Here is a 19,619-nt window from a genome sequence, read left to right on the forward strand (position 1 = left end):
TTTAGGAGGAGAAGGACGTTATCGCCCTTCTCCCTCCGTTCTTCCACTTTTGCCGATCGTCATCCGTCATGGATGCAAAACGTTTGGCATAGTACAGAAACAAGTCCACATTTCGAATAAATTGTGTCGGGGCGTGTATCGCGTATCGTGCAGAGTAATGAGGAGAAGGCAGCAGCTCACTTTGCTGCCAAAATAAAGGGGCAATGTCTCTCGTTAATTCCAGCGAAATATGAGGCATAAGCTTATGCTGATACAGCTTCATGCGTCCAGCCATTCCTACGCCATTTTCAACGAGATAAGCTTCTGTTTTAGCAAGTTTATCGTTGAGGAGCTTTCCGTTTCGCTGCATTGTCGCAGCAGAGGAAGATACGGTAAACTCATTATTCCATTCTGATATCGGCAAGGGCAGCAGACCTCTGAGCAGCATAATTGACAACTCATGCTCGTATAATCCGTATTCGTGCAGCCCTTCAATCTGCGCTGTATGAAACTCTCGATCTCTGGCATCCCACTGGTAGCTCGCCCGCTCTGCTGCAGTCAAGCTAATATATTGCACATAGACAAGCTGATACGCATAGACCGCTGCAAGCATCATAATGACGATCACTGCTATAATAAGCGGAAATACAAGTGTTGCCTCCAGAGTAGCTGCTCCGTGCTCATTAAGTGCAAATCGCTTAAGCCATTGCTGTAAACGAGACTTGAATAAGTATGATGTCATGAGCTAGTTAAAAGCTCCATTTCTCTCATTTTTAAAAGATTCCTTTAATTCATTCTCTGAACCACTGACTAATTTCTCAACAAATTCAACAATAAAATCTTTGAACAATAAAAAAATAATAACGACAACAGCAATAATGAGCACTATCTCAAGCGTTCCGATTCCTTGCTCATTTCTCCAAAATGAGACGATGCCTTCCTTCGATTGCTTCCATAGTTTTTTCATATCTAGCTCTCCTCTACATAATTTGCATCATCATAACGGCAGGCGCTACTACAAGCACCATCAGTAACAACAAAATACCAACAAGCGGAAAGATCATTTTGGAGGAAGCTTCCTCCCCTTTTAGTCTTGCAACCGTCTTGCGAGACTCCCAGAGGGACAAGTTCAACTCCTGCACGGACGATATAAAATGCTCACCTCCTTTACGAACATTCAACAGCAGAATGGTCGTCAGCATCGACATTTGCTGGAGCGCACAATTACGGTTCAGCTTTTCAATGACACTGGCAAACGAGGCACCATTATTTAGTTCAATCACCGCTTCTCTCCATTCCACATAAAGCGGATGCTTGCTATCCTGCTTGCTTTTGATGCATTTGATAAAGCTTTGCAAAACGGATTCACCCGCACCAACCAGCAGCGTTAGCTGCGTTAACAGTTTGGGCAGCTCTGTAAGCATTGCCCGCTTCCTCTGAGCAAGTGCGGACTTAGTCCCTTGATACAGCTGTAATACCGAAACGACTGCTACCAGAACTGCAACTAATGCAATTGCCCACTCCTCTGCGGCATAAGCGATCCAGCAGCCTGCAACCGCAATAAGCAACGCTTTTCCCACTGCTTCATTGACCAAATAAACAGTTGCCTCGAAGCTCCATTGATAGCGATAGTATTGAAGCAGGTAGCTATGCAGCATGTGCAGGACCATTGGGAAACGTGTTTCAACCTTTACAAGTTCATACAGCTTATAAGCTGGTACGTAGATTATTTTGGAGGGCGGCTGGGTTGATTTGGTCTTCTTGCGCTTTTTGCTTCCAGTTCTGACACTCACTTCTTTTCCTAAAGCAGCCTGCTGCCGCTCCTGTGCTTCCTGCTTCATATGTGCCAGCTGTACGAGAAATACTGGAGCTGGGAGTTGACTCACTCTTGTTCCCGAAAGAAACAGCAGCAGCCACAAAGCTGTTAAAATCGAAGCAGCAATTAACAAAATGCTCACCTACATTCTGATTGTTGTTATTTTATCCATCACCCAAAACAGCAGCAGCAAGAACAACAAGACGAGTGTAAGCAGTACATAACCTAGTCCAGTTTGCAGAGCTGCCATATAATCAGGCGACATCGAATGAAGAAATTGTAATAATACAAATGGGGCAGCCATCATCATTCGTCCCTCGAGCTTCTTTTGTGCGATCAGCACTTGTATTTCATTATCAATCGTAATCTGATCACTGAGCATTGCTGCTGTACGACGCATGACTGACAGCAAATCGCCACCGCTTCGCTTGCATGTCTGCAGAGCTTCAACGAACTGTGTTAACTCTTCGATATTCGCCCGTTCAGCTAGCTTTTGCAGGCTAAGCTCAATCGCTTCCCCATTGCGGATCCGTTGATTAATGATCGAGATTTCAGCCATCATCTCCACATTAGAATGCGGATACAGCATAGCCATATCCTCACCCGCAACCGCAAAGCAATTCTCCAATGATCGTCCCACTGCAAGCGAGGAAACAAGAGACATGAGCATATCCTTTAATTGCAGCTTCATGCGCTGCTTCCTCTTCGCAATGAGCCGCCTTTTATCATAAGAAAGGAGTAGAATCGAAAGTGGGGTCAACAGCAGTGAAAACCAGATTGACTGATAAAAGCTATACGTGATCAACACAATTAATCCGCCCCATATAGCCAGGCTTTGCACAAGCTCTGCCCGTGATAGCGAGTATTGATCATAATGAACAAGCTTCACAGCTGTTGTCTTCTGGTTGTTTGACAGATCTGTTGGCTCGCGCGGCTTGGAGAAGGTTCGCTCGCTTGTGAAAGATGATTCTTGCGGTGTTGCGGCTGAGTAACGATTGCTCGTTGCCGAACTTGATTCTACCTTCGTGTTGAACGAATGATCTGCATCTCCCATACGTTGCTTATTCAATCCATCACCTCATTTCCAGGTTGATTCCGCTCAGCGTTCCTCTTCCGGCAAAGCTAGTCCAGCAAGCTGAAGCTTCTCTGTTCTGTGGAGCGGGTACGTAGATCGTTTCAAGCGCTGACTGCGGTCTGGCTCATCGCCATCGTATTGAAAGAGCGGCTGGAGAATAATTTCTCCATTGTCCAGTCCGATCATTTGACTGATCGCATAAACGCCTCTACTTCGATCAGCAAAGCGAGTTAAATGAACCATAATATCGATTGCCGAGCTAATTTGTGATCGTACAACAGGTAACGGCAGCTCGCTTCCGCTCAGCACCATCGTTTCCAAGCGCGACAGCATATCCCATACATTGTTGGCATGGCCTGTACTCATTGAGCCCTCATGACCGGTATTCATCGCCTGAAGCATATCAAGAGCTTCCTTGCCTCTGACCTCGCCGACAATAATTCGGTTGGGTCGCATCCTTAGTGAAGCGCGAATAAGCTCACGAATTGAGATTTCTCCCTTTCCTTCGGTATTCGCATTACGAGTTTCCAGCGTTACCAGATTCGGAATTCCGCGAATTTGAAGTTCTGCTGCATCCTCAATCGTAATAATGCGCTCATCGTCAGGAATGTAGCTAGACAGTGCGTTTAGAAAGGTCGTCTTGCCCGAGCCCGTTCCGCCACTAATGAAAATATTGTATTTGGCTTGAACCAGCACCTTCAGAAAGTCTGCTGCTTGCTTCGTAATCGCTCCACGATCCATCAGTCGCTCCATCGTAAGCGGCTGCTCCGGAAATTTCCGTATCGTCATACATGGCCCTTTCAGTGCGATAGGAGGCAGTACAATATTAACGCGTGATCCATCCGACAAACGTGCATCCACAATAGGCGTCGCTTCATTCACAACACGGTTAAGCGGAGACACAATCTGCTGAATCAAATCCTCCAGCCGCTCTCTGCTTTCGAATTTCATATCCAGCTTGCTGACATAGCCATCCCGTTCTACAAATATGTCCTGTTCACTATTAATCATAATTTCAGATATGCTGCGATCGTCCAGCAGCGGCTGCAGCATATCCAGTCCGCGAAAGCTGTGAAACAGTCCTCGCACGATTGCCAGCTTGTCTCCAGTAGAAATATGCCGATTGGAGCTCCATCTTAGTACAGCTTCTTCGATCCAATGGCGCAGCTCTGCATCAGTCATCGCCTGAGAAAAAACATCGCTGTCACGCAACTGGCCTCTTAACTCATAGATAGCTTGCTCAATCATCCTGCCTTCTCCCCTGCATACAGAAGATGCTGTGCACAGCGTTCAATTGCTGCGCGATAGCTTACAGAACCGAGCAGCTTTGGTTCACCAACTTGCCATTCTTCGACATAAGGCAAGTATTCATGAAATACTATCGTTGAATCGAGTGGACAGCATCCATACGGCTCATTCAACACATGCCATCTCTTGCTGCTTAACTCGCTCATCTGCTCAGGATACTCGCGCTCCGCATCCTTCATCGCTAGATCATGCTTATGCAGCCATAATGGCTGTGGAAGCAATACGGCGTAATGCATATCGCACTCGGACAGCACGGTGATTGTCCAGTTGTCGAGCCCAGCAGGCATATCTACAATAACGAAATCATACAAGCCACTTGCAGCAATTGTGTTTAGCAGCTCTTTCGCATCGTCAGATGACAGCTGGGCTCGGTCTGCTTCATGCTCAAAGGCCCGCAGCGTATGAAATTGAAGATGTGGATCCTGGTATGCATGCTCACTGAGCCATGCTGATGCTTGTGATTTATTGCTTTTCACCAGATAGAGCAGATCTGAATAAGAACCTCTTCCAAGGTGCTTGAGCTGTGTGAGCAAGCGATCAGTTGCATTCCATTTCTCTAAGTTGCAATAAAACACACGATAGCCCTTGCTTGCCAATAGTACAGACAGGTGCAAGGCCATCATCGTTTTGCCGCATTGCTCTAGCACTGAGCTTACGGCTATCGTTCTAAGCTGCTCTTGCTTGCGAAGCAGCTTTTTCCCTTCGCCGCTTTTCACTCGCTCAAAGCGCTGCTGCAGCTGATGGAGCAGAGAAGAAACCGATTGATACTTATATAGCTCTGCTTCTGCAAGCTCTCTTCGATCATCAACAAGCACAATAATGGGGACAACGCCATGCTTCGTCATATAATTGCTGCCATCCAGCTGTCCACCGCCAGCCGCCAGCCGTGCCTTGAAGGCGGGCAGCAGCTTCTCTTCGATCATAATTAGCTCTACACGATCCAGCTCGGCTGGATGCTGCAAACGATCAGGATTCGTATACAGCTGCATTCGCCACGTATGATAAATCGGACTTCCCTTCATATAACTAAGCATACGTGTGACATATTCAATATCCGAGGCAATAAAAGCTGCATTGATACTCATCGCAATCCCTCCTGAAATCCATAAAAAAAAGCACCGCATAGCGCGCTGCTTCTGGCAGCGGCTATACGGTGCTTCCGTTTCTTATTATTTCAAAATGTAACACATTGATCCAATATATGTCAACCTCTGTTTTAGCCCTTGTTTATGAGAAGATTACTCGAAGAAACGTTTAATTTCGATTTCCGCATTCTCAACGGAATCCGAGCCATGAATAACGTTATAATCGACAATCGTCGCAAAATCGCCTCGGATCGTACCTGCCGCTGCTTCAACCGGATTCGTAAAGCCAATTAACGTTCTCGCATTGCGTACAGCCTCGTGTCCTTCAACGATCATGGCGAATACCGGACCTGACGTTATATACTCGATGATTTCGCCAAAGAACGGCTTAGATTGCAAATGTGCATAATGGACGCTTGCCAGCTCTTCAGAAATTGTCATCAGCCTCGCCTCAGCAATTTTGAAGCCTTTTTCCTCAAATCGAGTAACAATTTTTCCGATTAGCCCACGTCGTACACCATCTGGCTTAATCATAACAAACGATCTTTCCATCATAATCTCCTCCTTGGTTATCTAATCGAGCTTCTCTTCCGTTAATGTCAGAAACAGCTGCACATCCTCTGCGACAAGCGAAGCGCCTTCTTCCCAGAAATCTGTTTTTGTCAGATCAACAGCAAGATGCTTTTTCGCCAGCTCCTCTACCTGTAAGCGTCCAGTATCCTGCAGTAATGCATCGTACGACGCTGCAAAGCTTGATCCTTCCTTAAGGGCACGCTTGTAGATGCCTGCGCTGAACAAGTAGCCGAATGTATACGGAAAATTGTAAAACGGTACGTCAGTTAAATAAAAATGAAGCTTAGCCGCCCAAAAATGCGGGTGATAAAGTGATAACTGATCAAGAAATGCTTCCTTCTGAGCCGCGACCATCAGCTCATTCAAAGCCTCAGTTGTAAGTGGACCTTCTGCTCGCTTCTCATACATAGCACTTTCGAATATAAAGCGAGCATGAATGTTCATATAGAAGGCAACTGCTCGCTGAATTTTGTCATCGACCAGTGCAAGCTTCTCCTCCTTGCTCTGTGCACGCTGCAGGGCACGATCCGATACAATCATCTCTGCAAACGTAGAAGCTGTTTCCGCTACATTCATCGCATACTCCTGAGTAAGCGGCGGCATATCCTTCATGACATGCTGGTGATACGCATGACCAAGCTCATGAGCTAAAGTTGACACATTGGAAGCCGTGCCAGAGTACGTCATGAAAATACGAGTTTCCTTGCTTCTTGGCAGCGAAGTGCAAAAGCCTCCTGGACGCTTGCCAGGCCGATCCTCCGCTTCAATCCAGCGCTTTTCGAATGCTTCTTGTGCAAAATCCGCTAGCTCACTGCTAAAGCTGCCAAATTGCTCAATAATGAACGTTGCTGCTTCATCAAAGCTCATCGTACTGCTTGCTGTGGCTAGCGGCGCTTCAACATCATGCCACTGCAGCTTATCTACACCAAGCAGCTTCGCTTTCCGCTTAAAATAAGGAATCAGCAGCTGCTTGCCTTTCTCTACAGCCTGCCACATCGCTTGCAGCGTTTTTTCGCTCATTCGATTCATGTGCAGCGGCTCTTCCAAGTAGGACGACCAGCCCCTGTTTTGATACAGCTTCAAGCGAAAGCCTGACAAATGATTAAGTGTATCTGTAAGTAAATCAGCCTGCTCCTGCCAACCCTTCTCCCATTGCTCGAAGGCAGCACCGCGCTTTTCGCGGTCACGATCATCCAGCCGGTTGGACATTTGTCCGGCTGAAAGCTCACTACCATCTTCAGCTGTAAACGTCATTCTTGAAACAATCGTATTGTAGAAATCTCCCCACCCATGGTAGCCATCTATAGCCAGATCAGCAGCAAGCGCCTCCAATTCGGGCGCCATCTTATGCTTAGCCAGGTCTCTACGCTCATTTAAATTATAAGCGAGCGGTTGAAGCTCTGGCTGTGATAAAAATCTCTCCCATTGCTCATTTTCGATGTCACACAAATTTCGATCATATTCTGTAAGCACCGTGGTATATGAAGCACTTAAATTTTTCATGCGATCATTAAGCAAAACCGCTTCCTTGTCAAACATATTTTGAGCCATTAAACAGGCTGTAAAGGAGTCTGCCTCGCGCAGAATCGATAAAACCTCCTCGACAATCCTTGTTTGCTCGACAACACGGTCATACTGTAAGGCATCCGCTTCCTTCAGCATGGCGCGTAGCTTGCTAATTAGCTCCTCTGCTTGCTTAAGCTCCTGCTTAAGCTGAGGTGAGGATGCTCCACCTGCATAAATGCTATCAAGCTCCCATTGAAGGCTATAGGTCATGCTTCATTCCTCATTTCACATTTTTATTATTTTTCCATCTATAACTTGGTTTTAGAACAAGAACGATTTGCCAACAGGCACACTTAGGTGTATAACATTAAGTATATCGATTTTGGAGGTGCAACACCATGTTGAAGCAGCTGTCACCTGAAACGGCAATAAAGCTGGCCAAAGAGCTAGTCATTCCCATAGAGCAGCTTGTCCACACACCTAGACATATTGTACTCGCAAAGCTCGCTGAATTAGCCAAGCAGCAGCCTGAAGCGGCGAAAACTGAAGATGCAGACGACGAAAAGGAGTCTAATTCATGATTCCTTTTGAAAATACATGGCCCTATGAAGTGATTTTAAATGATTATTATGTAGAGGAATGCCCTTTCTGCGAAGCGAAGCAGGTTCTGCTCCCTCTGAAAAAGAAGGAAGTGCCTGACATCCAGAGCGGTAAAAAAAAGCTGCTCATTTTCCCATGCTGCTATTCCAAGCTAACGATCATTGATATTGATCAGGATTATTTTTTAGCTGACAGCAAGGTTCGTTCTTTTCGTTAATCATAACATAGAGTAGAAGTAGAATAAAAAAGCTACAGCCACAACATGCCGCATGTGCTTGTTGCGTCTGTAGCTTTTTACTTAAAATCACACAATGTGCTAAGCATCGTTCTTCGCTTTCTCGCGTTCTGCTGCTGCCAGTTCAGTAGTTTCCTTCCACTGCTCACGACTGGCACGAATCATGCCCGCATCTATTATCGATTGATCATTCACGACACGTGAAAACCATTTAACGGCCTCTTGATAATTCCCAACACGTTTATTCAACTCTCCAATAATATATAACAGCCGTGCGTTTTTATTGCTATTCGTTTCATGCTCATAGACAACAATATATTTTTCAAGCGCGAAACGAAGGAAGCGTTGTTCATTTTCCTCGTGTCCCATGTAACGATACAACCACGCGATATGATGTAAAAACCCTGCAATTAATCGATGGTCCTCATTCATAAGCTGAGCGATCATTAAAGCCCGCTTATATGTGGTAAGTGCCTGCTCAATCGTACGCTCGCCGTGAAAATACTGCTCGCTCCAATGCTTGCCAATTTCTTGATAGTAACGATTTTTTTGCTCATCGTTCATTCGCTTTGAGCCATTTTCAGAAAACGCATAACCGCATTGCGGACAAACCCTAATGACATAATAATCTGGATTAATGCCGTTTTTATAATATCCGCAAAAATCGGTATCCGTCCTTGATGGATTTTTAAAGCTAGGGCGAACTCTCGTAATCTTAAATGTTGATTCACAACAAGGACACTCAGAAGTAGACAAATATAAGGGATCCACTCGAATTCACTCCTGTTCGGCTGTATTTATAAAATGATATGCAGGTCCTGATAGTCTTTCCAATACAAGCGCCTGAAGTGGTTCAGACATATTGATTTCGGAGAGTGCCTCCTTCATACAGCTTAACCAGGCTTGAGCGCTAGATTCAGTAATTGGGAAAGGCATATGTCGTGCACGCATCATCGGGTGTCCATATTGCTCTGTGTACAGCATTGGTCCGCCAAAAAACTGCGTTAAAAACAAATATTGCTTTTCCATAACCGGCATAATATCCTCTGGGAAAAGCGGACCAATTACCGGGTTCTTTTGAACTTTTGGATAAAAGGCTTCCACGATTTTGCGAACCGTGTCAGCTCCTCCAATTTGTTCATACGTACTTTGCTGTGACATCGTGATCAACTCCTACCATATATCGGCTTTCATTATACCATAATAAAATCAGATTTCGCCGTCCTCTAATCAAAAAAGCTGCTTGGCATCTCGCCAAGCAGCATTAAGCTATCAATTATTTATAATCGTAATCTTTTGAATTGGCTGGGGTGGAAATTGCTTCTCTGATCACGTACACAAAGGCGCATACAAGAATTCCTGCTAGAATACTCATAGTCATCACTCCATCATTTCATATATCTATAGTATAACACAATTTCCGAATAAAAATTTGAATTCGTTTTCTTTTTTTATTAAATACTCGCGGTATGCTTGTACTTTTTATTTCATATACATCTAGTAAACCAAACTTATAGGATAGGACGTATATCAATGATAAAAAAGATGCTGCATCCGTTAGCTTTAGTTGCCTATTTGTCATTCATTATTTTATTTTTAATGGTTCTGTTTCCATCGCAAGCTTTAACAGCCTCATTGCGTGGACTTGAAATTTGGTGGGAGGTGCTCTTCCCTGCCTTATTCCCATTTTTCGTTATTTCTGAGCTGATGCTCGGCTTTGGTGTTGTTCATTTTTTCGGAAAGATACTAGATCCGTTAATGCGACCTGTTTTTCGAATTCCTGGCATTGGCGGTTTCGTTGTAACACTCGGTTATATATCAGGTTATCCGGTAGGAGCAAGGCTGACTGCTCAACTCTATGAGCAAAACCTGCTGAATCGAAGAGAAGGTGAACGTCTCGTTGCCTTTACAACCTCTTCTGATCCGATCTTTCTGATCGGTGCAGTCGCGATTGGTTTTTTTGGCCAAGCAGAGCTTGCTGTCGTGCTTGCTGCGGCCCATTATATTGGTGCTTTGTTAATTGGGTTACTCATGAGATTTCATGATCGCCGCAGTGAACGAACTGAAGTGCAACCTACAGCAACTATTAAAAGCTTTAGCTATAAGCAAACATTGCTGCATCAAGCAATGCGAGCGATGCATCAAGCAAGATTGCTTGACGGGCGCCCCTTTTCCGTTATTTTGCAGCAGGCAATAAGCTCAGCAATTCGCATGATGATCGTAGTCGGTGGACTTGTCGTATTTTTTTCGGTTGTGCTACAGCTTTTGTCCGATGGTCAGGTACTCACTATGCTTATTATTGCCCTGCAAGAGCTATTTCATATGCTGGGAATTTCTCCCTCAGTAGCTGAAGCAATAATCCCTGGTTTATTTGAAGTAACGCTAGGCGCTCAGCAGGCAAGTCTTGCTTCCCTACCCCTTCAGCATCAAGCAGCTATTGCAGTAGCGATTTTATCTTGGGGAGGATTGTCTGTGCATGCTCAGGTTGCCAGCCTGCTAAGCCAAACGACGATTCGTTACTTGCCTTTTCTAGCTTCACGATTCATACATAGCGTGCTCTCCGTTATGTTGCTATATGCTTTATGGGACTGGCTTGGTCCAAAATAGATTGAACCTCCGTTCTTGAACATTGTTCGTTTTTCAGCTATGCTCATATAAGAACCAGGAATTTGCAAAGGAGTTTATGTCATTGAAATATGCTGTGGTCGACCGAGGAGATTCACTATCAAAACAATTAGTCAAAAACTTTATTGAATTAGCAGAGAGAAAAGGTCTTCAGCATGATCAACAAGAACCTGATATCGTTATTTCAATTGGCGGTGATGGAACATTATTGAAAGCCTTCCATCATTATATTGCGCAAATTGATTCTGTTGCTTTCGTTGGGATTCATACGGGACATCTAGGGTTCTATGCCGATTGGAAAGCAAATGAGCTTGAGCTTCTTGTTGAAAAAATGAGTACAATTGAGCCTGCAATCGTGAAATATCCTCTCGCCAATATCGAGCTTGTTACAAAATCAGGTCAATATAATTATTTTGCCTTAAACGAGTTCACCCTTAAGGGTGTTGATAATACAATGGTTGCGCAGGTCAATATTAACGGTGAACAGTTCGAGATGTTCCGAGGTGACGGAATTGTCATTTCCACTCCTACAGGCAGTACGGCTTATAATAAAAGTTTGGGCGGCACCATCGTCCATCCGGCAATTGAATCGCTACAAGTAACGGAAATTGCATCCATCAACAATATCGTTTACCGAACGCTCGGCTCATCGGTTCTACTGCCTAAGCACCATTATTGCGATATTATTTGCATGAAGCAGCAACGCATTCAAATTCACGTCGATCACTTAGGAAAAATGTTCGATGATGTGGTTTCGATCAAATGCGCTGTCGCTTCCAAAAAAGTTAGTTTTGCACGCTATCGTCCATTTCCATTTTGGAATCGCGTTCGAAACGCATTTATCGGTATCGATTCCCTCAAATAAACCGTATAGTTGATTCCCACAGCAAAAGGCACGACGGATAGCCCCGTCGTGCCTTTTTGCTAAAATTTGATCTTTTTGGATTATGATTCACTGGAAGTAGAAACACGCTCGGCTTGCGGCTGCTTGTTTCCTTTGCCTTTTCGATCGCCTGAACGTCCCTTGCGATAGAAATGCTCTTTGCGTTTCGATTTGCCTTCCTTTTTTTGCTCCTGCTTCGCATCTAGAGCAGCTTCTTTATCTTGCTTGTCCTGCTGCTGATTATGCTGTTTTTGGCTCCCTTGGTTGCGTTGATGACGTGGACGCGGTTTATCAGAGCCAGTCTCCGAATCGGAAGTTTGGCCTTGCTTATCACGATGAGCAGGACGCGGTTTGCTTCGCTGTTCTTTTTGTGGCGAAGCTCCTTCTTCTGACGTAGAAATAGACGCAGACTTATCCTTCGATTCTTTCGATACTGGTACAGGCCGTGTATATTCCACCTCGTCAATAAAGATGACTTCAGCATCTCCAGCTTCCACATTGTCCTGCTTTTTCTCCAATATAAAATACGCACAACCAAAGTTGCAGTACTCATTAATATAGTCGGTCATATAGGAGTAGGTCGAATCCTTCGTTGCTTTCTGATGGCCATCTCGGAAAAACCCTTTTAAGCGCAGCTGGTTGTAGCCCCAATCTCCTACGATATAATCATACCGTTCTAAAACTTCACTATAACGATTACGAAAAGCTTCGACATTCCAGCCGTTTCGGTTCTCGAAAATTAATTCATATGTGTTACTTGCAATATGAATTAATGCCATTGCAGCATCTCTCCTTAGCCTAGATCAGCATGCTGGAACATGCACCAGATGTTGGCGTCACGTTTTGTTCAGACTGATCGTTTGCTTCTGACATAGTATTTATATTTGGTTGATCTGCTTCAATTGCTGCATAAGCAGAATCAGTTTGCTCATGTGCATGGTAGGAGCTTCGAACAAGAGGTCCAGACTCCACATGTCGGAAGCCGCGGTTTTTGCCTTCCTGCTTAAGCTCAACAAACTCATCGGGGTGCACATAACGTTCAACTGGCAAATGCTTTGGTGTTGGCTGCAAATATTGACCTAACGTTAAAATATTGCAATCGACTGCGCGCAAATCATCCATTGCCTGTAAAATCTCTTCCCGCTCCTCGCCTACACCGAGCATAATGCTGGACTTGGTAGGGATTTTCGGCTTCATCTCTTTCGCACGCTTCAGAAGCTCAAGCGAACGTTCGTATTTAGCTTTTGCACGAACACGATCAGACAAACGTCTAACCGTCTCAATATTATGATTAAGAATATCTGGATTGGCATCCATTACGACTTGCAGTGCATCCCAATTTCCCATGAAATCAGGAATCAGCACTTCTACGCGGCAAAACGGCAATCTTTTGCGAATAGCACGAATAGTTGCAGCAAATATTGATGCTCCCCCATCAGCCAGATCATCGCGAGCAACAGATGTAACGACACAATGGCGCAAATCCATTTGCTCTGCTGCTTCTGCTACGCGTTCAGGCTCCTGTAAATCCAATTCAGTTGGCAAGCCTGTATTAACGGCGCAAAAACGACATGCTCTTGTACAAATATCTCCCAGAATCATGAATGTTGCAGTACGATTTGTCCAGCATTCGTAAATATTGGGACAACGCGCTTCCTCACATACTGTATGTAACGTTTTCGTACGCATCATTTGTTTAATTTCGGTATAGTTCTCGCCAGCAGTCAGCTTAATTCGAAGCCAATCCGGCTTTTGCAATTTTTTGTCTTGTTTCATTAAACAGTACCTGCTTTCAATTACTTTTCGATAATGACATTGTAGTTATTATAACATAAATTCCAAGATTGGAAGTGCATATTCCTTGAGAACCATGACAAGCTGGATATTTTTCAAGCCGTTTGGGGACCATTAAGCTTAACGAAATTGTGAAAGGATGATCCCAATTGAGTAAGCTTCGATCCATCGTGCTTATTGTTGTCCTTCTCCTTCCTGCGTATGCCTACTTTTTACCTGAAGCCGCTGCTAATGAAAAACAAAAACAGGAAAAAAGCGCAGAAGAGATTTATGCAGAGCGCCTAGAGCTATATAATAGCCTTTCGGTGATGACAGATATTCCCTGGCAATGGATCGCAGCCATTGATCAGTACGAACGAACCATGACAAGAGCAAAACCCAAGGTAAGACCAAAGCTTGGAGAATTAACAGGTGTGTATATTAACGAGCAAAAATGGGCGGGACCTCTAAATCCAGATGAAAACGATGAAGAGCTTGTTTCAATCGCCTTTTTCGAAGGAGTCGGACGTGACGGCGATGGTGACGGTGTTGCAAGTCGATCAAGTGATATTGATTTGCTATATACAGTCATTCATTTAGTCAGCCAATTTGGCAAAACCGATGAAGACCTGGCCATCGGTCTATGGGAATACTATCAAAATCCTAGAGCAGTACAGCGCATCCAGCAATTTCATCAATTATACAGCAAATTCGATAAACTGGATTTATTTGAGCATGCATTTCCTCTGCCGTTGCGCTCAACCTATTCCTATAGAGACACTTGGGGAGATCGCAGAGGCTGGGGAGGACGCCGAATCCATGAAGGAACCGACATCTTCGCAGGACATGGTACGCCTGTTCGCAGCACATGCTATGGGGTAGTAGAAATTAAGGGCTGGAATCGATATGGCGGCTGGCGAGTCGGCATCCGCGATCTGAATAACTACTATCATTACTACGCCCATTTATCCGGCTTTACAAAGGATCTGGAAATTGGACAGCTTGTCGAGCCGGGTGAAGTGATTGGCTGGGTAGGCAGCTCCGGTTATGGCAAGCCTGGAACATCAGGGAAATTCCCACCCCATCTGCATTACGGCATCTATAGTGATCGCGGCTTGCTGGAATGGGCATTCGATCCATACCCAAGCCTTAAGCACTGGGAAAATGAAGAGCGCAGACGCCTTCGCAAATAGCGAAGCGCGCCCGCGCTCTTTTCGATTAGAGTAGTGCTATGGGGTAAGCATATAACTGCTTTGCTGTTCCCCTGTTGTATTAGCACCTTCCGCTTCTGGATCCGTTAGCTGACGATTAGAGGTATCGCTTGATATGCCTTGACCTGGCTGCAGTGGGACTGAAATATTCGGCGCCTGTGGCGCTGACTCGCCAACCGGCTTGCCCGTGCTGTCATAGTAGTACATTGGCACATCTCCAACAACGAGCAGATAAGATATCGGAATCTCGGCTTCAACAACCTCTGGAGCTGAATCGAACGGAACAATAATCGCTACTTCAGTAATGACTTTAATATATACCTCAACAAGCACCATATTAATCGCAGCATTTTTCTCTCTGGTGTTCAGCTCGACCTTAACAGCACCCAAAGGCTCAAATGTTACTGGAATTTTGGGACCGTAGGTTGAAATGATTGCACTGTCCAAAGCGTGACCGAGCGGTATTTTTTCAGGCATATGCTGTAGGTCAGACAAGGTGCTCTGCACCGTTTCAATCGTTGATGATGTGATACGCATATGCTCGTTATAATTCAGCATAAAGCCTGATATTTTCCCCTTGCTGTCCATCTTCCAATCAATAAGCTCTTCAGAAGTCGCTCGCTGAGCGACCTGCTCCGTTATTGCGCCATTAATGGCTTGAGTCGCCACCTGCTTAATGCGAATTTTAGCAACATGCATGAGTGGTTGTCGAATATTTTTTTCAACAAAAACAAATGCCGGAATGGTCATAACAAGCAGCGTGACAAGTATGAAGAGCAATCCACGCTTCCAACTGCTCTGCCTTCGCCCGTGCCGTGATGCAGATTCAGTGAAAAAAGGAGCTTCTGAATTGGAGCTGTAATCGTCTACTCGATTGTGAAAGGGACGTCCCCAGCTTATGAATGAAGTTCGTCTCGCTTTAAAAGTTTGTTGTTTTTTTCTTGCAACAGATGCTGGCTGCTCAAGCCATTTGCGTTTTCCCCAGCTAGATGCAGAAGAAAACGTACTGCGCTGTCCTCTAGAAGAAAACAATTGCATAATCTGCCAGCCCAAGCCTTTACGCCCCCATCTAGCCATCGCCTCACCTCCTTCTTCCTTTAAACGTATGCGCTTATCCAGAAGAAAAGACGAGCAGCTGTATGGTAAAAATGAAATCCTAGGAAGAGGACCTGAAGATCATCATAATGCAGAAAAGGAACATAGAAAAAGCATGCTGCGTTGACAGTGCAGCATGCTTTGCTTAAACATCTATGTTATGAATTGCTTTAAGTATGAAATATGCTTCTCCAACGTTTCCTCCGTGGGGGCTGACATGCTAAAATCCTCCATGCTTAACCAGCCATCATAGCCTATCGCTTGAAGTGCTTCAATTACTTGCGGCCAGTATACCTCTCCATCATCAATTGTCCGCCATGCCACACGCCACTGAGAGCTATCAACATCATAAAAAGAGGCTGCATTCTTCACATGAACATGTGCCAGGTATGCTCCTAATATCTCAAGACCCATGCGATACGCTTCAAAACCTTCATGAACCATATTGCCAGGATCGTAAATGACTCCGATATGATCTGGATCAAAGCCATCAACCAATCTTCTAGCGGCAGACGCGCTGCTCGCTATATTGCCATGATGCGTTTCTATTGTGCCCTTGACACTATAGCGCTTGCTAAGTTTTTCGACCTCTGCAAGGTATTCTCGTCCTGATTGAAGGGCTTCCCAATATCGGGTATCCTTATTGTAACCTGGGACTGCTATGCGTATAGAAGGGGCTCCTAGCACGGCAGCAGCCTTCATCGCCTGCTCAGTCGCCAAGATATCTCCTGTGCTAATATAAGCAGCAAGATTAGGAATGACCAAGCCGTGTGCTTTCGTTAATTCTGCAATCGACTTAAGCTGTTCTATCGAGCTATCTGCCGGAACTGTAGATAAATTATTTACCCAGAATGAAGGGGTTTCATTCTGACGATTAGGATCAAGCGTTGTAAATCGCCACTCTACGCCATCGTATCCGTATTTTTGAAGCAATCGCACCGTTTCCTCTAATGTACAATCAGGCATCATAACTGTAAACACAGAAAATTTCACTAGCATTACCTCCCTTTATTTAGAAGCATAACAGAAGATAAGCAGCAACGTTTTGCTTACGTTGCCCATAATTTCATTTTCATTGATTATAATTGACGTTATAATGATTGCATCCCATCTATGCCTTAAAGGAGGAGTTATGTCTATTCTTCGCAAACTTTTAACCGATCAGGACTTTCAAGACGCCGTTGAGCAAGAAAGCAGCATTCGCGTCTTTAGTGATAATCAAATTATCGAGCATCGTGCAATTGTTGTTCGTTTCGATGAAACCAAAGTTATTACGCAAAGCAATGTCAGCGATTTGACCTATCATAAACGCGGCCAATGCGAATTTTTCTTATTAAAAGACTAGCAGATATAAAGCCAAAATGAGCAGCTGACATCAAAAACGAGCTCCATCTTGAATGAAGGTATCAAGACGGACAAGCATCAGCTGCTCCAGTTGTAACGTATAGAAACTTCTCGAGCCACAGCTCAACAGGTATGTCATTGAGCACATTAGGTAAGTATCGTTGCCTCAGTACGCAGACGAAGCAGTCCACGCTGCAAAACAACGGAAGCGGCAATTGTTTTCGTGCCATACTGCTCGAAAACAATACTCAGCTTGTCTTGCTCCAAATGTTCAATAATTCCTTTGCCAAAATGAAGATGTTCAACGTTCATGCCAATGCCAAGCTCGCTTGCAGTAAGCAAGCTTTCCCCGGATTGTCGCCATTGCTGCTCTGCTGCTAAACGATTGGAATCTGCCTTGTCCGCTTGTCCAGTTCCCTTGCCTGCCAAACCAGACTTGACCGTTACCTTGCCAGCAACATGCAGATGTTCAGGTACTGAGGCATCTACTGGATTTATAATCCGCTGAACCTCCTCGACAAATATAGAGGGCTGTGACTTGCTTCCCTGCCAGTTGGCAACAGAGTGAAGCTCCAGCCGCTTGCGCGCACGAGTCAATCCTACATAAAATAACCGCGCTGCTTCCTCAATCAGCTCCGGCTTGCTAAGCTCTTGCCTACTAGGAATAACCGCAGCTGCCAAATCAATCATAAACACCGTGTCGAATTCAAGACCTTTCGCACTATGCAGAGTAGACAAGGTCACAGCAGGTTTTTGCTGGGAGCGCCGTCTTGCCTGATGCTGAAGCTTTTCAAGGTCCTTAAGGCGGCCTGCGAACTGCTCTAATGTAGACAGGCCTTCAGCGATTACTTCTACATTATTCAATACGAGTAGCAAACGCTCCTTTTGAAAGCCTAATCGCTCCGCTATTTGATCCAGGCATTTATCGTAACCAAGATCATGTCTTATTTTGTGAATTGCCTCTTTAGGCGTCATCGACTTTAAGTGGTCGATATGTGCCTTAGCTTCCTGTATCCGTTCAATCTGATAGGATTTCAAAGTCGTCTCTTCCAGCAACAACTGAAAGAGCGATTGATCGGTATGCTTTGATTTTAGCTCTAATATTTGTTGTTTCGTTACATAGACATTCATTTTGAACATGACCTTTTCGAACAGCTCAAACCTCCGATCTGTATAGCTTAGTCGCATAAAGTTCAAAATATCTTCTACGATCCAATGCTTAAAAAATCGATCATCCGCATCCTTCATATAAAAAGGAATGCCCTGCTTGTCCAGCTCGTGCATAAGCAGCAGCGAAGAGCTGTGATTGCGGTACAGCACTGCCGTTTCCTCCAGCTTCTCAACATGCTTTAGCTGCTGAACAAGTTCAGCAATTTCCTCCTGAATATGAGCGTGATGTTTAACAACGATCGGCTGAGCATGCTCATTTTCAGTAAACATCGACTTTTCATAACGATGTCGATTGCGCTTTATAAATTGATTAGCTACCTCTACAATCGTACGGGAGGAACGATAGTTTTGTTCCATATACAAAATTTTGGCAGAAGGATAGTGCTGCTGGAATGCAAGCAAATAGGCTGGCTCCGCCCCACGCCAGCTATAGATGCTCTGATCATCATCTGCGACAACGCATAAATTAAGATGATCCTCGACGAGCCACCGTAAAATGCGGTGCTGAACGAGCGAAGTATCCTGACTTTCATCGCTTACTACATAATCATAGCGAGACTTGTAACGCTGTCTCAAAGATTCATGCTTGCTTAGAAATTGTTCGGCGTAAACGAGCATATCGTCAAAATCAAGCAGAAGCTCCGAATAGCCATGCTCCTTTTTCTGCTCATACAGCTGCGCAATTTGAGCAGCATGGCGAATGCTGCAGCTTGCCGTATCCCATTGCTCAACAGGCAGCTGCTTGTTTTTCACGTAGCTGATATACGTTTTCAGCTCCTCCATCTGTTCTTCCTTTGGCTGTGTGCCATTGACTTGCTCGAACAGCGTTCGCAGCAATTGATGCTTGCTAATGTTAGCCTCTGCCATACCTTCATGCTGCAAAGCTGACTGCGTCTCGTGCTCGCCCTGCTCTGACTCAAAGCCGTCTATCATGCGATAGCTTCTTCTTTCCAGCTGAAGCTGAGTACGAACAATATCATACGCAAGACTATGTATTGTAGAAAATTTCACTTGAGGCAGCTCTGGAAAAAGCTGTGCATAGCGTCTGCCCATGTCGGCGGCAGATGCCTTGCTAAAGCTGACAGCGATAACACGGTCACTAGAAACATTGCAGCAGCTGAGCATGTAGCCAAGGCGCATTATCATCGTTGTCGTCTTCCCCGAGCCAGGTGAAGCGAGCAGCAGCAGTGGTCCTTCTATATGTGAAACAGCTTGTCTTTGCACATCATTCAATTCAATGAGTTTTCTTTTAGCACTTAAAAATTGCTCCAGCATCATTACCTCTTCTTCATATCTGTTCATGAATTAAAAATAAGAAAGCCCGGCGACGAAGCGGTGATC

The 19,619-nt window shown here is 44.8% G+C and carries 21 protein-coding genes; 6 read left to right on the plus strand and 15 right to left on the minus strand.

Annotation, left to right across the window (positions count from 1 at the left end; translation table 11 throughout):
- Position 1 precedes the first annotated feature (1 nt).
- The 8 genes from ACFP56_RS03985 to ACFP56_RS04020 form a co-directional block, all read right to left on the minus strand.
- A complete protein-coding gene (locus ACFP56_RS03985; RefSeq protein WP_379231351.1) occupies positions 2–721 on the minus strand; it encodes a TadE/TadG family type IV pilus assembly protein in 720 nt (239 codons plus the stop codon).
- Between the two features lie 3 nt (positions 722–724).
- Positions 725–946, minus strand: a complete 222-nt coding sequence (locus ACFP56_RS03990) for a Flp1 family type IVb pilin (RefSeq protein ID WP_379231353.1) — start codon at positions 944–946, stop codon at positions 725–727.
- Between the two features lie 13 nt (positions 947–959).
- Positions 960–1,928 carry a type II secretion system F family protein gene (locus tag ACFP56_RS03995; RefSeq protein WP_379231356.1) on the minus strand — a complete coding sequence of 323 codons (969 nt, stop codon included), beginning with the start codon at positions 1,926–1,928 and terminating at the stop codon, positions 960–962.
- A gap of 9 nt (positions 1,929–1,937) precedes the next feature.
- A complete protein-coding gene (locus ACFP56_RS04000; protein ID WP_379231358.1) occupies positions 1,938–2,864 on the minus strand; it encodes a type II secretion system F family protein in 927 nt (308 codons plus the stop codon).
- Between the two features lie 30 nt (positions 2,865–2,894).
- Positions 2,895–4,118 (minus strand): CpaF family protein, encoded by a 1,224-nt coding sequence (locus ACFP56_RS04005; protein ID WP_379231360.1) that lies wholly within the window; start codon positions 4,116–4,118, stop codon positions 2,895–2,897.
- Complete coding sequence (locus tag ACFP56_RS04010; RefSeq protein WP_379231362.1) at positions 4,115–5,263, minus strand: AAA family ATPase; 1,149 nt, start codon at positions 5,261–5,263, stop codon at positions 4,115–4,117. The genes ACFP56_RS04005 and ACFP56_RS04010 overlap by 4 nt, the downstream gene beginning before the upstream one ends.
- A gap of 153 nt (positions 5,264–5,416) precedes the next feature.
- The gene (gene ndk, locus ACFP56_RS04015) at positions 5,417–5,815 is read right to left on the minus strand and encodes a nucleoside-diphosphate kinase (protein ID WP_379231364.1); all 399 of its coding nucleotides are present in this window, start codon (positions 5,813–5,815) and stop codon (positions 5,417–5,419) included.
- A gap of 21 nt (positions 5,816–5,836) precedes the next feature.
- A complete protein-coding gene (locus ACFP56_RS04020) occupies positions 5,837–7,612 on the minus strand; it encodes a M3 family oligoendopeptidase (RefSeq protein WP_379231366.1) in 1,776 nt (591 codons plus the stop codon).
- Between the two features lie 128 nt (positions 7,613–7,740).
- On the opposite strand from ACFP56_RS04020, the gene ACFP56_RS04025 reads away from it, so the two are divergent.
- Both ACFP56_RS04025 and ACFP56_RS04030 read left to right on the plus strand, forming a co-directional pair.
- Entirely contained in the window at positions 7,741–7,923 is a 183-nt protein-coding gene (locus tag ACFP56_RS04025; protein ID WP_379231368.1) for a YycC family protein, read from the plus strand.
- Complete coding sequence (locus ACFP56_RS04030; protein WP_379231370.1) at positions 7,920–8,159, plus strand: hypothetical protein; 240 nt, start codon at positions 7,920–7,922, stop codon at positions 8,157–8,159. Before ACFP56_RS04025 ends, ACFP56_RS04030 begins: the two co-directional genes overlap by 4 nt.
- Positions 8,160–8,258: 99 nt before the next feature.
- Here the strand turns inward: ACFP56_RS04030 and ACFP56_RS04035 are convergent, their stop codons facing one another.
- Together ACFP56_RS04035 and ACFP56_RS04040 are read right to left on the minus strand one after the other, a co-directional pair.
- Positions 8,259–8,948, minus strand: coding sequence for a DUF2225 domain-containing protein (locus ACFP56_RS04035; protein WP_379231372.1), 690 nt, complete (start codon positions 8,946–8,948; stop codon positions 8,259–8,261).
- 6 nt (positions 8,949–8,954) lie between these two features.
- Positions 8,955–9,338 carry a globin domain-containing protein gene (locus tag ACFP56_RS04040; RefSeq protein ID WP_379231374.1) on the minus strand — a complete coding sequence of 128 codons (384 nt, stop codon included), beginning with the start codon at positions 9,336–9,338 and terminating at the stop codon, positions 8,955–8,957.
- Positions 9,339–9,710: 372 nt separating this feature from the next.
- On the opposite strand from ACFP56_RS04040, the gene ylbJ reads away from it, so the two are divergent.
- Together ylbJ and ACFP56_RS04050 are read left to right on the plus strand one after the other, a co-directional pair.
- On the plus strand, positions 9,711–10,784 hold the full coding sequence (ylbJ, locus tag ACFP56_RS04045) for a sporulation integral membrane protein YlbJ (protein WP_379231376.1): 1,074 nt from the start codon (positions 9,711–9,713) through the stop codon (positions 10,782–10,784).
- Positions 10,785–10,866: 82 nt separating this feature from the next.
- Positions 10,867–11,667 (plus strand): NAD kinase, encoded by an 801-nt coding sequence (locus ACFP56_RS04050; protein ID WP_379231378.1) that lies wholly within the window; start codon positions 10,867–10,869, stop codon positions 11,665–11,667.
- Between the two features lie 80 nt (positions 11,668–11,747).
- Here ACFP56_RS04050 and ACFP56_RS04055 read toward each other — a convergent pair whose 3' ends face one another.
- Positions 11,748–12,464 (minus strand): YutD family protein, encoded by a 717-nt coding sequence (locus tag ACFP56_RS04055; protein ID WP_379231381.1) that lies wholly within the window; start codon positions 12,462–12,464, stop codon positions 11,748–11,750.
- A 19-nt stretch (positions 12,465–12,483) separates the two neighbouring features.
- Positions 12,484–13,461, minus strand: coding sequence for a lipoyl synthase (lipA, locus tag ACFP56_RS04060; protein WP_379231383.1), 978 nt, complete (start codon positions 13,459–13,461; stop codon positions 12,484–12,486).
- Between the two features lie 167 nt (positions 13,462–13,628).
- Here lipA and ACFP56_RS04065 point away from each other — a divergent pair, with 167 nt between their 5' ends.
- Positions 13,629–14,651: a M23 family metallopeptidase gene (locus ACFP56_RS04065; protein ID WP_379231385.1), complete on the plus strand. Its 1,023-nt coding sequence runs from the start codon at positions 13,629–13,631 to the stop codon at positions 14,649–14,651.
- A gap of 36 nt (positions 14,652–14,687) precedes the next feature.
- Here ACFP56_RS04065 and yunB read toward each other — a convergent pair whose 3' ends face one another.
- Together yunB and ACFP56_RS04075 are read right to left on the minus strand one after the other, a co-directional pair.
- Positions 14,688–15,746, minus strand: a complete 1,059-nt coding sequence (gene yunB, locus ACFP56_RS04070) for a sporulation protein YunB (protein ID WP_379231387.1) — start codon at positions 15,744–15,746, stop codon at positions 14,688–14,690.
- A 171-nt stretch (positions 15,747–15,917) separates the two neighbouring features.
- Positions 15,918–16,757 carry a sugar phosphate isomerase/epimerase family protein gene (locus ACFP56_RS04075; protein ID WP_379231389.1) on the minus strand — a complete coding sequence of 280 codons (840 nt, stop codon included), beginning with the start codon at positions 16,755–16,757 and terminating at the stop codon, positions 15,918–15,920.
- A 139-nt stretch (positions 16,758–16,896) separates the two neighbouring features.
- Here ACFP56_RS04075 and ACFP56_RS04080 point away from each other — a divergent pair, with 139 nt between their 5' ends.
- Positions 16,897–17,109 carry a hypothetical protein gene (locus ACFP56_RS04080; protein ID WP_379231391.1) on the plus strand — a complete coding sequence of 71 codons (213 nt, stop codon included), beginning with the start codon at positions 16,897–16,899 and terminating at the stop codon, positions 17,107–17,109.
- 146 nt (positions 17,110–17,255) lie between these two features.
- Here ACFP56_RS04080 and ACFP56_RS04085 read toward each other — a convergent pair whose 3' ends face one another.
- Positions 17,256–19,553, minus strand: a complete 2,298-nt coding sequence (locus ACFP56_RS04085; RefSeq protein ID WP_379231393.1) for an ATP-dependent helicase — start codon at positions 19,551–19,553, stop codon at positions 17,256–17,258.
- Positions 19,554–19,619 lie beyond the last annotated feature (66 nt).

It is taken from the genome of Paenibacillus septentrionalis (assembly GCF_042659865.1).
Lineage (GTDB): Bacteria > Bacillota > Bacilli > Paenibacillales > Paenibacillaceae > Pristimantibacillus > Pristimantibacillus septentrionalis.

Coding starts and splice junctions, on each gene's coding strand:
- yunB (WP_379231387.1), bottom strand. CDS start 15,746: ATGGCTAGATGGGGGCGTAAAGGCTTGGGCTGGCAGATTATGCAATTG.
- ACFP56_RS04025 (WP_379231368.1), top strand. CDS start 7,741: ATGTTGAAGCAGCTGTCACCTGAAACGGCAATAAAGCTGGCCAAAGAG.
- ndk (WP_379231364.1), bottom strand. CDS start 5,815: ATGGAAAGATCGTTTGTTATGATTAAGCCAGATGGTGTACGACGTGGG.
- ACFP56_RS04085 (WP_379231393.1), bottom strand. CDS start 19,553: ATGCTGGAGCAATTTTTAAGTGCTAAAAGAAAACTCATTGAATTGAAT.
- ACFP56_RS04030 (WP_379231370.1), top strand. CDS start 7,920: ATGATTCCTTTTGAAAATACATGGCCCTATGAAGTGATTTTAAATGAT.
- ACFP56_RS04040 (WP_379231374.1), bottom strand. CDS start 9,338: ATGTCACAGCAAAGTACGTATGAACAAATTGGAGGAGCTGACACGGTT.
- lipA (WP_379231383.1), bottom strand. CDS start 13,461: ATGAAACAAGACAAAAAATTGCAAAAGCCGGATTGGCTTCGAATTAAG.
- ACFP56_RS04010 (WP_379231362.1), bottom strand. CDS start 5,263: ATGAGTATCAATGCAGCTTTTATTGCCTCGGATATTGAATATGTCACA.
- ACFP56_RS04020 (WP_379231366.1), bottom strand. CDS start 7,612: ATGACCTATAGCCTTCAATGGGAGCTTGATAGCATTTATGCAGGTGGA.
- ACFP56_RS03985 (WP_379231351.1), bottom strand. CDS start 721: ATGACATCATACTTATTCAAGTCTCGTTTACAGCAATGGCTTAAGCGA.
- ACFP56_RS04055 (WP_379231381.1), bottom strand. CDS start 12,464: ATGGCATTAATTCATATTGCAAGTAACACATATGAATTAATTTTCGAG.
- ylbJ (WP_379231376.1), top strand. CDS start 9,711: ATGATAAAAAAGATGCTGCATCCGTTAGCTTTAGTTGCCTATTTGTCA.
- ACFP56_RS04080 (WP_379231391.1), top strand. CDS start 16,897: ATGTCTATTCTTCGCAAACTTTTAACCGATCAGGACTTTCAAGACGCC.
- ACFP56_RS04005 (WP_379231360.1), bottom strand. CDS start 4,118: ATGATTGAGCAAGCTATCTATGAGTTAAGAGGCCAGTTGCGTGACAGC.
- ACFP56_RS03990 (WP_379231353.1), bottom strand. CDS start 946: ATGAAAAAACTATGGAAGCAATCGAAGGAAGGCATCGTCTCATTTTGG.